The 13372-nt window shown below is 45.7% G+C and carries 11 protein-coding genes; 3 read left to right on the plus strand and 8 right to left on the minus strand.

Going from position 1 to position 13372, the window contains the following annotated elements:
• Positions 1-54: 54 nt before the first annotated feature.
• The 6 genes from VIM91_RS10710 to VIM91_RS10735 all read right to left on the minus strand — a co-directional run bounded on the left by VIM91_RS10710 (position 55) and on the right by VIM91_RS10735 (position 6129).
• Positions 55-336: a ComEA family DNA-binding protein gene (locus tag VIM91_RS10710; RefSeq protein WP_331864804.1), complete on the minus strand. Its 282-nt coding sequence runs from the start codon at positions 334-336 to the stop codon at positions 55-57.
• Positions 337-587: 251 nt separating this feature from the next.
• Complete coding sequence (locus VIM91_RS10715; RefSeq protein WP_331864805.1) at positions 588-1550, minus strand: LysR family transcriptional regulator; 963 nt, start codon at positions 1548-1550, stop codon at positions 588-590.
• A gap of 183 nt (positions 1551-1733) precedes the next feature.
• Complete coding sequence (locus VIM91_RS10720) at positions 1734-2966, minus strand: FAD-dependent oxidoreductase (RefSeq protein WP_331864806.1); 1233 nt, start codon at positions 2964-2966, stop codon at positions 1734-1736.
• A complete protein-coding gene (locus tag VIM91_RS10725) occupies positions 2963-4195 on the minus strand; it encodes an FAD-dependent monooxygenase (protein WP_331864807.1) in 1233 nt (410 codons plus the stop codon). The genes VIM91_RS10720 and VIM91_RS10725 overlap by 4 nt, the downstream gene beginning before the upstream one ends.
• The gene (gene pepP / locus VIM91_RS10730) at positions 4171-5514 is read right to left on the minus strand and encodes a Xaa-Pro aminopeptidase (protein WP_331864808.1); all 1344 of its coding nucleotides are present in this window, start codon (positions 5512-5514) and stop codon (positions 4171-4173) included. Before pepP ends, VIM91_RS10725 begins: the two co-directional genes overlap by 25 nt.
• A gap of 42 nt (positions 5515-5556) precedes the next feature.
• Positions 5557-6129 carry a YecA family protein gene (locus VIM91_RS10735; RefSeq protein ID WP_331864809.1) on the minus strand — a complete coding sequence of 191 codons (573 nt, stop codon included), beginning with the start codon at positions 6127-6129 and terminating at the stop codon, positions 5557-5559.
• A 128-nt stretch (positions 6130-6257) separates the two neighbouring features.
• On the opposite strand from VIM91_RS10735, the gene VIM91_RS10740 reads away from it, so the two are divergent.
• Genes VIM91_RS10740 through VIM91_RS10750 form a run of 3 tightly spaced genes read left to right on the plus strand, consistent with a single transcriptional unit; the run spans position 6258 to position 11990 of the window.
• Positions 6258-6527 carry a cell division protein ZapA gene (locus VIM91_RS10740; RefSeq protein ID WP_331864810.1) on the plus strand — a complete coding sequence of 90 codons (270 nt, stop codon included), beginning with the start codon at positions 6258-6260 and terminating at the stop codon, positions 6525-6527.
• A gap of 1 nt (position 6528) precedes the next feature.
• The gene (locus tag VIM91_RS10745) at positions 6529-8313 is read left to right on the plus strand and encodes an autotransporter assembly complex protein TamA (RefSeq protein ID WP_331864811.1); all 1785 of its coding nucleotides are present in this window, start codon (positions 6529-6531) and stop codon (positions 8311-8313) included.
• Positions 8310-11990, plus strand: coding sequence for a translocation/assembly module TamB domain-containing protein (locus VIM91_RS10750; protein ID WP_331864812.1), 3681 nt, complete (start codon positions 8310-8312; stop codon positions 11988-11990). Before VIM91_RS10745 ends, VIM91_RS10750 begins: the two co-directional genes overlap by 4 nt.
• Before the next feature lie 72 nt (positions 11991-12062).
• Here the strand turns inward: VIM91_RS10750 and VIM91_RS10755 are convergent, their stop codons facing one another.
• Positions 12063-12674 carry a 5-formyltetrahydrofolate cyclo-ligase gene (locus VIM91_RS10755; protein ID WP_331864813.1) on the minus strand — a complete coding sequence of 204 codons (612 nt, stop codon included), beginning with the start codon at positions 12672-12674 and terminating at the stop codon, positions 12063-12065.
• A gap of 523 nt (positions 12675-13197) precedes the next feature.
• The gene (locus tag VIM91_RS10760; RefSeq protein WP_331864814.1) at positions 13198-13368 is read right to left on the minus strand and encodes an SHOCT domain-containing protein; all 171 of its coding nucleotides are present in this window, start codon (positions 13366-13368) and stop codon (positions 13198-13200) included.
• Positions 13369-13372: the final 4 nt, after the last annotated feature.

Raw genomic sequence — 13372 nt, forward strand, 5'->3', positions numbered from 1 at the left:
TCAGCTCATAAAAAACCGCCACTTGGGCGGTTTTTTATGTTTCTTACCTAATTACTAAGGTAAATTTCCTTCCAGTTTTATATCATCGGCATTATTTTCTAGCGTTTTAGGACCAATACCTTTTACTTTTCCAAGATCATCTAGACTTTTAAAATCACCGTGTTGTTCACGGTATTCAACAATCGCTTGGGCTTTGACCATGCCGACACCATTCAGTGAACTGGCAATTTTTTGTGCATCGGCTTGATTCACATTAACTGGTGCCGCCCAAAGGCTAAACGATAACACCAGGCCTGCTAGACCTAACACCCACTTAGTTATTTTTGTATTCAACATAGTACCGCTCCTTGTATATTATTGATTAACCTTAGAAAATTCGTTAAAACTCTAAAGCTTAATCAAGCTAACAAACAGACACTGTGAAAACTTCGAATAAGAATAAAACCTAAAAAAACAACCAAATTAATGACTATTTTCTTGATCTAAATCAATTAATAACAATGTAAGATATACAGAGGAATGCGCATTTGAACAGAAACATTGCCCCCGTTCAAACGCTAGGATGACTAGGCGATATAGCCGCTGGCTTAATCGTAATGGGTGCTATAACGTTGTTGTTCGGATTTGTCGGGCACGTCAAAGCCTTGTTCAACGGCTTTTTCTTTACAGTAAGCCACCGCAAAATCCAATAACTCACCTACAGCACGGTGACGGAATTTGTGCTTCTGGCGCACATGTGAAAAAGGTCGGCGTAATGGCGGGTTCAACGGCAAAGCTTTTAACGTACCCAACTTCAACTCTTTCATCAAAGTCGTACGTGACACAATCGCTAAACCAACATCCGCTTCCACCGCCATTTTAACGGCTTCAGGCGCACCCAATTCCATCACAATATTAAAATCGCTCATGCTTAGGCCTTGTTCGCGCACATAGGTATCAATCACCGAACGTGAACCCGAGCCTTCTTCACGGTTAATAAACGGGTATTTACGCACATCCTCAATCGTCACTTCACTGCGTTTGGCTAATGGATGATCGATGGGGCAAATTACTTGCATTTCGTCGATGCGGCAGACTTCTACTTCCAGGTTTTTGTTGTTAACCGGCGCTTCTACCAAGCCTAGATCGATCATGTTGTTTTCAACCATCGATACAATCGCATCGGTGTTACCAACTTGTAGGCGAATATTAACGTCTTTAAACTGCTTTTTAAACGCACCTAATAAGCAAGGCAACATGTACTCGGCAATGGTCGTACTTGCACCAATCACTAAACTGCCCGACACCTCACCGGTTAGATCGCGTACCTGCGAGTTCATTTTTTCATACAGCTCTAGGATATTGTCGGAAAACTCATACACGACACGCCCAGCATCTGTCAGCGTGATTTTATTGTGCGTGCGATCAAATAAGCGTGTATTAAAGAAATCTTCGAGTTGTTTAACCTGAAAAGTGACCGCCGGCTGGGTCATGTGCAAGGTTTCTGCCGCTTTGGTGAAACTCATGACTTTGGCTACGGTATGAAACACTTGGAGACGTCTATCGGCCATTGCGTTTACCCTTACTATTAGATAGGTTTTTCATAAAATAAATTGATCGTGAGAATATAGGCTTTAATGACTAAAATGTCAAAGTAAAGTTCGTTTTCAGCCAACACCAGGCCTGGTTGTATGCTTTACACAACCGCATTTTCACCCAGTTTGGAGCTTGCCGATATTCACCCATCGTTCGATCTAGTGTGATGATTTTTTGGCCAGCGCCGGTAACGGATCTCGTCCGTACAAGGCTTGTTGAATGAGCCAGTTTTTTAGTGGTTTAGCGATATTTGTCAAACGTAATAAGCGTTGACGCAGTTGATCCTTGACCGCATGGTCGGATTTAAATAACCAATCAAAACCTTCCATCGCACGCTGAACAATAAGATTATCACCTTTACGCCAGCGTTCATAACGACGCAACACGGCCTGATCACCCAAATATTCACCTGCCTGCTTGGCTTGTAACAGCACATCGACCAAGGTAGCTGCATCCAACAAACCTAAGTTTACGCCTTGACCGGCTTGCGGATGAATCGTATGCGCGGCATCGCCAACCAACGCTAAATTGGGTTTAACGTAGTGTTGAGCATGACGACGCGTTAGCGGAAACGCAGCCCGCTCCCAAGTTTGGGTGACCTCGCCCAAGCGTCCATCCGACGCTTTAAATAACTCGGCGCGATAATCCTCTTCAGATAAATCCAACGCCCACTGCATTTTTTCAACTGGTAAATACCAAGCAATCGAGCTGACATTTTCATCCATTGCTAAGTAAGCAAAAGGACCACCTGCTTGGTAACGCTGCCAACACGTATCTTGATGTGGCGCGTGCGTGCGCACGCAACCCACCACCGCACATTGCGCATAATCATGTTGATCCAGGCCTATCCCCGCCAAGGTGCGAACTTGAGAAAAAGCGCCATCCGCCCCAACCAGCAAAGTCGCTTGAATTTCGCCTAAGTCTTCCACCGACAACCAGGCCTGGTGGTGATCAAACCGTAAACTTTGCAAGCGCTTACCACAAAAAACCTGAACCCCTGCCGGTTTCAATTGTTCCCACAGGGCGGCCTGAATCACTTGGTTTTCCACCACATAACCTAAATTAGGTTCGTTTAGTGAGGCAGCATCAAAGTTGATTTCGGCATCACTGGCCTCTTCCCATATCCGCATCGACACAAAAGCATGCGCTCGGCGTTGTTCGATACCCGACCATGCATTTAAATTACGTAAAATATTTTCCGAAGCACGTGTTAAAGCACTCACGCGTGGCTGATAAGGCGCCTGATCTGACCAGCTCAAATCAGGCTCAGCACGTTCAAGTAACGCGACCTTGACCCCACCTTGTGCCAAGCCCAATGCCGTGGCCGCACCGACCATGCCGCCGCCAACAATCACGACTTCAAACTTTAACGGATCTTGTGAAGAAGTCATCTTTCAGCTCCTTGTTTTGCGCCTTGCATCGAAAATCGGGCGAGGCGGCGTTTAAGTTTGGGTAAGGCTTGCAAGGTCATCATCGCCAATCCACGCGCATGACCGACCAGCGGTGATGGATGTTCAAAAATACGAATGAGGCTATCGGTTAACCCCATCACTTTTTGATGATCTTGTTGACGTTGTTGCTCATAATGCGCCAAAAACGCCGAATCGGTTAGATTCACCAGGCCTGGTTGCAAGCCTTTTAAGAAGTCGTCCACATCTCGTAACCCCAAATTTAAACCTTGCGCCGCCACCGGGTGCTGAGTGTGTGAGGCGTTGCCCATCAGAACCGCATGACCTTTGACCACACCTTTCACATAGGTTTCTTTCAGCGGGTAAGCTACTCTAGGACTCAGGTTTTGATAGGCACCAAAACGCTCGCCCATTTTTTGACTAAAAGCTTGCAGAAAGTCGGCATCTGACAAATCAAGCAGGGCTTGGTAATGCTCGTCCGACGCCACATACACTAGCTTGTGAGTCGCACTATTGAGAGGTAACAAGGCGACTGGCCCTTCATTGGTAAAACGCTCAAACGCCCAGTTTTGATGGGGTTTTTCGGTATCCACTTGCGCTAAAATTGCCCAGGCACCATAGTGTTTTTGTTGCAGCTTTAAACCCATTGTTTGGCGAACTTGTGAATCAGTTCCATCTGCGCCCACCACTAAACGAGTAGAACGTTCTAAAGTTTGCTCGCCCTGCTGTAGAGTCACCAATACGCTGTTGGCCTGCTCTTTAAAGCTTAAAAGCTTGGCCGGACAATGCAAACGGATCGCCGTATTGGCTTGTACTTTTTGCCACAAAACACGTCCCAAATCACTGGCGCGAATACTGTAGCCTAACGCCGACACATCGAGCTCATCTGAGTGCATCAGGGTTAAACCCAAATAACCTTGTTGCGATACATGGACATGGTGAATTTCAGTCACATAAGGTTTTAAATCAGTCCAAACATCTAAGTCTTGCAATATCAGACGCGAACCTTCAGATAAGGCCAGTACGCGGCCGTCAAACGAATTAGGTTGATCCGATTCGGGTGCAATCGCCTCAATCAACTCAACCTGCGCACCACGTTGCGCCAGGCCTAACGCTAAGGTAAGTCCAACTGGGCCGCCGCCCGCGATCACCAAGTCACAGTCATATTGAGGTTCAGATAATGTATTCAAATCCGGTTGGTTTGCATCCACTGCTCTATCTCCTCGACCGTGCGCGGCAATTTCAGCGCGCCTTGGGTTAATATTTCGTGACCTGTTTCCGTCACCAGCACATCATCTTCAATTCGAATGCCGATGCCCTGCCAGCGGACATCCACATCCTCTAAACCTTTTGGAATATAAAGCCCAGGTTCAACCGTCACCACCATGCCAGGTTCAAAACAACGCCATTCACCTTTGATTTTGTAACGCCCAACATCATGCACATCTAAACCTAACCAATGGCCCGTGCCGTGCATAAAGAAGCGTTTAAAAGCCTCTTTTTCGAGCAAGTCATCTAACTCGCCCTGCAAGATACCTAACTCAATCAAACCGACCGTAATTACCTCGGCACTCGCCTGGTGCATTAAATGATAAAGCCGCCCAGGTTGCACGGCTTTAATGGCGGCTTTCTGGGCTTCTAGCACCAGATTATAGAGTTGTTTTTGTGCGTCACTAAAACGCCCATTGACCGGATAGGTATGACTAATATCGCCCGCGTAGCCTTGCCATTCAGCGCCCGCATCCAGCAAGATCAAATCGCCATCTTGCAACTGGGTTTGGTTTTCGGTGTAATGCAAAATACAGGCATTTTCGCCGGCCGCCGCAATGGTATTAAACGCCACACGCGGTGAACCGCCTAAACGGAATGCGTGTTCAATTGCACTCTGGATTTGATATTCATAAGCACCAGGCCTGGTGGCTTGCATTCCAGCCAGATGACCCGCAATCGAAATTTGCGCCGCTTCACGCATAGCTTCAATTTCTTGCGCTGATTTAAACAGGCGTTGCTCATGCAATATGCTATCTAAATCATTCAAACTGGTGGGCAGGGGCACGCCTTTACGCACTTGGGTTTTAAGCTCAGACAGCCAATCCGCCATCCGGCCACTCCAATCAGCTAATTGACCAAAACTAAAATAAACTTGATCGGCATGGGTTAAGAATTGGGGCGCAATATCGTCCAAATCATCAATCGACCAGGCCTGGTCTAGCTCTAAGTGGGTTGGGGCCGCTTCGACACCTAAGCGTTTGCCTTGCCAAGTTTCTTGCTCTGGATCTTTCGGACGGCAAAACAGCCAGGCCTGGTGGTTGGGTTTTGCATAGTCCGTGTCGGCTAACACTTCAGCGCGGATTAATACCAATACTGAATCTGGCTCGGTAAAGCCGGTAAGATAGATAAAATCGCTGTCGGCTCGAAATGGATATTCGACGTCCCGGTTGCGAATTTGTTCTTCACCGGAATGAATTAACGCCACACTACCGGCGGGCAGTTTTTCGAGCAAATCTTGACGACGTTGGGCAAAGTTCATAATCGGTTTCCGTGAATAATCGAGTTGGCGGCTTCAGACAAATTAATGCAAAGTAGGTTTTTTATCTGACTCCGGGATCGGAATCGGTTGCTGTGGTAAAGGATTAAGTTCGTCATACACCATAACCGCCCCCATGCGGACGAACTCAACTAGTTCGGTTAAATTATCATCGGCTTTGTCATCCGGCTCGTCGGGCACTTCTAATAATGAAATTTCACCAAAATCATTTAACAACTCGGAGACTTCTCGCGACAGCTCGCCCAAACTTCCCAAGCCCATGCCATATAAAAAACCTTCGCACCACTCCGCCAAATGGCGTGCGCGCTGAGCCAAAGGCTCATCATCAGCCGGCATCAAGATTTCAAAATCGCACTCCGCACTATTTAGCCCCGCCAAAGTGTCCATATAAAGTTGATGCAAGGCGACCAAAAAAGACTCTTTAATCGCGCCCAAACCACTTTCATCAACTAGGCGTTTAATCCATTGAGCTTCAGTAATACTGGGCGTGCTACTCAACTGCCCGACCAACATGCCTTGTACAAATGAAGCCGATTCTAATTGTGAATAAGGCGCAAACGCATCGGCATATTCGTTAAAACTTAACTTTGTGTTCATCTAAAACGGTCTTTTGCTACAATAATTAAGGCGCAATCATATCATAGGCTTTTAGCAAAAGCCTATCTGTGCGCGTCAAACCAGCCCGCGTTTTTAAGACACTAGGACGCTTAATAGGAGCCCATAAAATGCTACACCTCACATTGATGAACCATCACTTTGAAGTCCCCTGTGAGGATAGCGAACGTGAAGCGCTGGTTGAAGCGGCTACTTTATTGGAAGATAAGCTGGATCAAGTCACCCATCTTAAAGGCGAAAATAAGATTCTCATGGTCGCCCTCAACCTGTGTTACGACTATGTGCAAATGAAACGCGATACCCTGCAATATACCGACCACATGGAAAAACAACTTGAAGGCTTAATGCAAAGCTTGGTTGAAGAGTCTACGACGAATTAACATGTGGCTTTTTCGCCTTCCTCTGCACTTTTATCCCCGCACGCACCCAACTTGGCTGTTTGTTGGCTTATTCAGTATCAGTTTTTTTGCAAACACGGTTTTAGCTCAGCCCCGCGTTGAGGTGCAGATCCAACACAATGCCGCCAATCAAACCGAATTGATCAAAGTATTACGTAGCAATCTGTCAATTGCACACCTTGAAAACGATGCCTTCCCTGCCCAAACCAACTTTTTGTTTGAGCGGGCTGAAGCTGAACTACTGAACACACTCAAAACCCAAGGCTATTATGATGCCAGCATCCAAAGCGATCTGACGCGCTCAGACAGCCTGACCCGCGCCCAGTTTAAAATTAAGTTAGGCGCACCAGTAAAAATTCGTCAGCTTGACCTTCAAATTAAAGGGCCTGGCAAAGACTTGGCTGTTTGGCCGCAATATCGTCAATTTGACCTGCGTTTAAAAACTGGCCAAATCTTCAAGCACCAAGATTACAGCGCCACATTACGCGACCTTACAAATCTCGCCTTAGATCAAGGTTATATGGACGCGGATTTTGAACAGCGTGTGTTTCGGGTTTATCCGCATGATCAGGCGGTAGATATTCAAATTCATCTTCATACCGCATCTTCCTACCAGTTTGGCGAAGTACGATTTATTGGCAACCAAGCGTTAGACGATGACTTTCTAGCCAAATTTGTTGAGTTTCAACCGGGTGACAGTTACCAGCGTGATGCACTAACCGATCTGCAGACAAGTTTAATTGACAGCGGATATTTCGGCCTAGTCAGAATTGCACCCCAATTTGGCGATGAAGAAGATGGCGCGATTCCGATTCAAGTTGAACTGGAAGACAATTTGCGCCATCGCTATAACCTAGGCGGTGGATATGGCAGCGATACAGGTGCACGCTTATTGTTTGGGTTTGAAAATCGTCTCGTCAACCAACAAGGCCATAATTATCAAATCGAAAGTGTGATTGGCGAACGCGCGCAATCTTTTGATATTAATTATCGCCTCCCCGGTCAACGCCCAAGTAAGCAAAGCTGGAACATTGGGTTGGGTTGGGAGGCTACTCAATCGAGCAACTTGAAACGTTCTCGCACCGCTTTTACACCTGAATATATTTACCAAATCGACCGTTTTTGGCGACTCAATTCATTTATTTCGTTAGAAACGGAAACCTATCGTTACCAAGACCAAGCCGATGAAACTCAACAAACTCTATTAGCTGGAGTCAATTTTCAAAAACGCTGGGTCAACAATGAGGCTTACCCTTCTGCAGGCTATCGACTAGACAGCGGGCTTCGAGGCGCAACCCAACAAATTTTGTCCGACACGGATTTTTTACAACTCGAACTGGGCGCTCGCGGTGTGGTATCGCCGATTGATTTTTGGCGATTTCACGCACGAGCGAAAAGTGTAATGAGTGCCGCCCAAGACTCAGACAGCTTACCAGCCACTTATCGCTATTTACTGGGTGGGGAAAACCTACGCGGCTATGGGTTTGAAAGCATTGGTGTTGAAACCGACACCGGTTTGGTGGGCGCCAAAAATATGATACTAGGCAGCCTTGAAACCGATTACCGCTTCTCTAAATATCTAGGTGTGGGCGCGTTCAGTGATGCCGGTCAAGTTTTTGACGATCAACTCAATGAGTTCAAGGTTGGTGCAGGGGTTGGCTTACGTGGCTTTACTCCAGTCGGCACCGCCAAATTTGACATCGCCTGGCCAATCTCCGAAGATCAGCAAGATTGGCGTCTGCACTTTTCAATAGGGTTAGATTTATGATGAATCGACTAACATCACTAAGCCTAGCTTTACTAAAGTACAGCTTAATTAGTTTATTGAGCTTGCTGGGGTTAAGTGTGTTAAGCGCTGCGGCTATTTTGAGCTGGTTGCTGTTATCGCCCCAAGCGCCCAACCAACTTTGGCCTTACTTGGATCGGCTAACGCATGGCCAGCTCAAAGTTGAATCCAGTCAAGGCCGACTCATAAATGGCTTGCAACTTAACAAGCTGCGCATTCAAACCCCACAAATGAAACTACAAGTCGAACAGTTGCAATGGCAATGGCAACTTTCGGCATTGATTCAATCGGAATTACACTTTAACCAACTAGCAATCCAACAAGCACAACTGCGAATAAATTCTAATGAATCACCAGAATCAGTTGAACCAAATACTGAACCATTTGCGTTGGTTGATCAGCTAGGACTGGCTTTAACAGTAGATGATTTAAGCTTAGATCAGTTATCTCTGCAAATGAATCAACAAGCCAGCCAAGCCTTACCCAACCTTTCGGTCGGCTTGCAATGGCGGGATCGTAAACTGCAGTTAAATCAACTAAGTTTAGATTACGCGCCCTACCAACTAAATGGCGACGCATTGATTCACTTCAAAACCGCACGCGAGTTTTCTGGGGAGATGAATCTGACATTACAAGGGTTGGCAGGTTTAGATCAACTTAACCCTGCCAACCCCAGCTTGGCTTGGCAAGCAAAATGGCAAGGTGAACTGAACGATTTGGAGCTGGATTTGTCGATCACCCATCCTTATCAGCTTGAATCACAACATCGTATTCAGCGCGATACAACTCAGCTAACACTGAGTTCAGACTGGACAGAATTAGAAGCGTTATTAAACCCCGAATGGCGATTACATCAATTAAACGGACATAGCTTATTTAGTTATCAACTTGAAACCAAACAACTACAAAGTCAAGGCAACCTGAGTTTGAGATTGAATGATTTAGCTGCCAAGCAAATAGATTGGCAAGTCGAATACGCCGACAACCAACCCTTAAAGTTTGATCTGATGGCACAATCCGACCAAATGGGCAGACTTGAACTCAATGGCCAAAGTCTTTTATCGCTCGACGGTTTGGATATCACACTGAACGCTGAAGATTTTCGGCTCGACTGGTTGCGCCCCAACCTGGATTATCAACTCAATACAAGTTTGCGTTATCAATTAGAGGATGTGAGCGAACGTGCCAGCCAATTAACGCTTAACTCGTTCAATTTAACCGGTTTACCTGAGCGATTAACCTTAAAGGGTCAAGTTGGCACACAACGGATTAACGACACAGATTATGCACTGACTATTGAGCAACTTGCTTTGGATTATGGCGCTTACATCGGCCGTATTCAGGCTCAAATTGAAACCAATCCAGACTTATCAGACATTCAAATCCGACAAGCACAGGCAGTGTTAGGCGACAACCAGCTGCAGATACAGGGGCACTGGGCAGAAGCGTTTGATTTAACGCTTAATGCCCAACTCAACCAACTTCAGCAACTAGCAAAACAATTAAGTGGTCAAGCCAACTTAAGCTTGCAAGCCAAAGGTCAACGCGACATGCAAAGCGAAACCCTATCTTTCAGCCAAGGTTGGGTGGATTTGAAAGCCGATTTTAAACCTTTGGGGTTCGAATCGTTTTCATTAGAGCAAGCTCAACTTAAGGCTCGTATTCCCCTAAACCGCCCCGAATGGGCTGAGCTGGACTTGCAACTATCACAGTTGGCTCAAAACACAGCTGAAAATCCAACCCTCACCCTATTTGAGCAATTCAAGCTAACGCGTCAGTCATCTGAAGCGGGCTTAACCACGAATTTGTTGTGGCAACATCCGCAAGTAAGTTTGGAAACCCAGTGGCTTGAAACTAACCCGAACTGGCAGGCGCAAACCTTGCGCCTAAACTGGTTAGAAATCAATAACCCCATCACTGGCAACTGGCGTTTAAATCAACCCATCGACCTCAACTGGCAAGCACCAAATCAAGTAAAGTTAGCCCAAACCTGTTTGCGTTCCGACCAAGACTCACTGGCTCAACTTTGTTTTGAAATAAACGCCACTCAAGCTAACTGGCAGTTTAATGCTTTGCCGATTATTGATTGGATCCAGCCTTGGTTGCCGGAGGACTTGCAAATGCAAGGTCGCCTAAATGGTCAAGGTCAGGCCGATTGGCAAAATAATCTGCGTTTAAGCCAAACGCTTAAGGTGCCACAACTGGATCTGCAATTAATGCAACAAGGTTTTGAGTGGCCGCTTAGTGTGACTGATTGGCAAACTGACTTTAAGCTCGCCAATCAGCAAGCCGAGTTAAGCAGCTTTGCGGGTTTGAATGAGAGCGGTGGTTTAAGTGCACAAGTCAACTTGCGCAAGCACCAGGCCTGGTCACAAGCCGAACTAGATGGTCATTTACGTTTGCAGCTAAATGAATGGCAAATCGGCGAGCGTTTAGCCGAACGGATCACTCTAAAGCAAACCCAACTTAACTTAGAAACCGCGCTATTTGGTGAACTGAATAATCCACAACATGATACGCGTGCACGCATGGCGCTGGATTTTGATTTACCCATCTTGGGGTTAACCGAACAATCTATCCATTTACAGGCTCAGGTTGCTGAAGACTCTATTAAAGCCCATGGGCGCTGGCAACAGCCTGAAAGTCGCCAAGCCGAGTTAAGCCTGAACTTAACCGATTTACAAAACCGACCGCATTTGGCAGTTGAACTCAAAAGTGATTCGATTGAACTGCTTAAAACCAATTTTGCCCATTTGAATACACAAGCTGAACTGGCTTTTGACTTAACCAACGGCTTGGCTTATTTGAGTGGTGGCGTGAAACTGCATGACAGTTATGTCAATTTGGACTCCATGCCTTTGCACCAGCAAGCACGCCCACATGGCGATGAGATCATCATCAATCAGCAAAACCAACCGATTGGACAAGATGAATCAAATCTGACATTAGACCTAGATTTACGAGTTGGGTTTGGCGACGAAGTTAAAATTAACCTATTGGATGCTCAGGCCGATCTCGGTGGTGAATTGCGTTTAGTTCAAACCGAAGAGGATCAAAATCTGCGCGCATTCGGCGAAGTTTTATTACGCGAAGGTTATATCTATTTAGACCGACGTAACCGAATCGAAATTGATCGTTCTAGTTTTAATTTTACCGGAGTAATGGCTAATCCAGCATTAAACGTCAATCTATTCCGCACGGTTGATCAAACCACCGCTCGCTTAAACATTACCGGCAGCACCAGCCAGCCGGGCTTTGTTTTTTACTCCACGCCCAGTCTTTCCCAAGCGCGTATTATTAACCTACTGGTGTTTGGTCGCGCGGGTGATTTAGACACCGAACCCAACTACGAATCGCAAGTTTTGTCAGCGTTATATAAATTGGGAATTCAAAACAATACGCCGCTATTAAACCAGCTCACGCAAACCTTAGGCATTGAAGATATTTATTTTGATGTGCAAGATCAACAAGTGAGCAGTTTATTGTTAGGCCGAGCCTTAACCGATGATTTGTATGTACGTTACGCACGTGACTTATCGGGACAACAAAACAATGCGGTACAAATTTTCTACCAACTCACGCCTGACTGGCTCCTAAAAAGCGACAGCAGCGATAGCAAAAGCTCGGTAGACCTGATTTTCCGAAAAGAAACCGAATAGGTTCTGCAAACCGAGTAGTTTCTGTAACAAACTAGGCTCAGAAAAACAATGACTTGTGATAAATCGAGCCAATTAAAACCTATGCATCCGTTTTTCAGTCACCAATGCATCCAACGGCACATCCCAAGGCTGTGAGATCAAACCAACTGCTTCTTGACACGCATGCGCCCAACCAATCAAACGCGGTTTGCGGTGTGGCTGTTTTAGCTTAAAGGCCAGGGTTTTATCATAAAAACCGCCGCCCATACCTAAACGTCGACCTTCTTTATCAAAACCCACCAAGGGCAGAACTATTAAATCCAGCTGTGGTGCTTTCAACAAATCAGTGGCGCGTTGAATCAACGGTTCATTGATATCAAAACGATTCGGCACCAAACGTGAGTCGGCACGATAAACCGCAAATTTTAAATGTCCGGTTTTAGGTTGTATGACCGGCAAATAAACCTGATGATGCCGTTGCCACAAAGCTTGAATTAAATCTTTCGTGCCCAGCTCGCCGTCTTGCGCTAAAAATACCGCGATACGTTTTGGACGTTGCAACCAAGCACTGCGCAATAAAGCTTGGGTCGCGGCTTGTGCGTGCTGACGTTGTTGAGAAATACTCAATGTTTTACGTCTTGCACGTAAGTCACGACGGACTTGGTTAAGGTTTTGAGAAGTCTCAATTAAGAGCGGCTGTGTCATTAAATTTATCCTGTCAATCTGCTGAGTTCACTACCCGGGATTGTAGGCGATCGTCGCAAAAATATCAGCTTAAACAAAAAAGCCTCGGTATGCTAACAAGCACACAGAGGCTGAAATAAGAACGGAATGGAGCGACGGTCCCTGAACCCGAGGGTTCAGGTGGCGGCCTTCGCAAGAAATTTAGGCTTCTCGGGCAATTAAGCGAGATGCTCACCATTAAATGCGTCTGGCCCCAAGGTTTTACTTATCGGCTCGAGGGTCTCATCACCCCATCCCGCAAGCTCTATTATATAGAAACACAAACCGAACTATAGCCCGGTTTCATTGAATATTTTTATTTGTTTCATTAGCAAAACACTATCAAATAAGCGGTTTCACCAGGCCTGGTGATGATATTTTGCAAGTTAAATTATTCATTTAATGGATTGCTTACTAACAGTATGGCGATGAATTACCCATGCTTTTAATAAGGCGGTCAATGTCATCGAAGTCTTTTTCTTGAGGATTAAGTTGCAAATAAACCCTAAGACTGCAAAGTTTTTTTAATTTCTTCAAATTCTTCTTTATTAATCTCACCATTCGCATAACGTTTTTTTAGCAATTCCATTGCGCTCTCTGAGTTTTTTGATGGAACGCCCATAACTTTGATTAATAAAACAATAATAACGAATAATATCAACCAAAAAATCCACATACCG

The organism is Thiomicrospira sp. (assembly GCF_036568485.1).
In the GTDB taxonomy this organism is placed as follows: domain Bacteria; phylum Pseudomonadota; class Gammaproteobacteria; order Thiomicrospirales; family Thiomicrospiraceae; genus Thiomicrospira.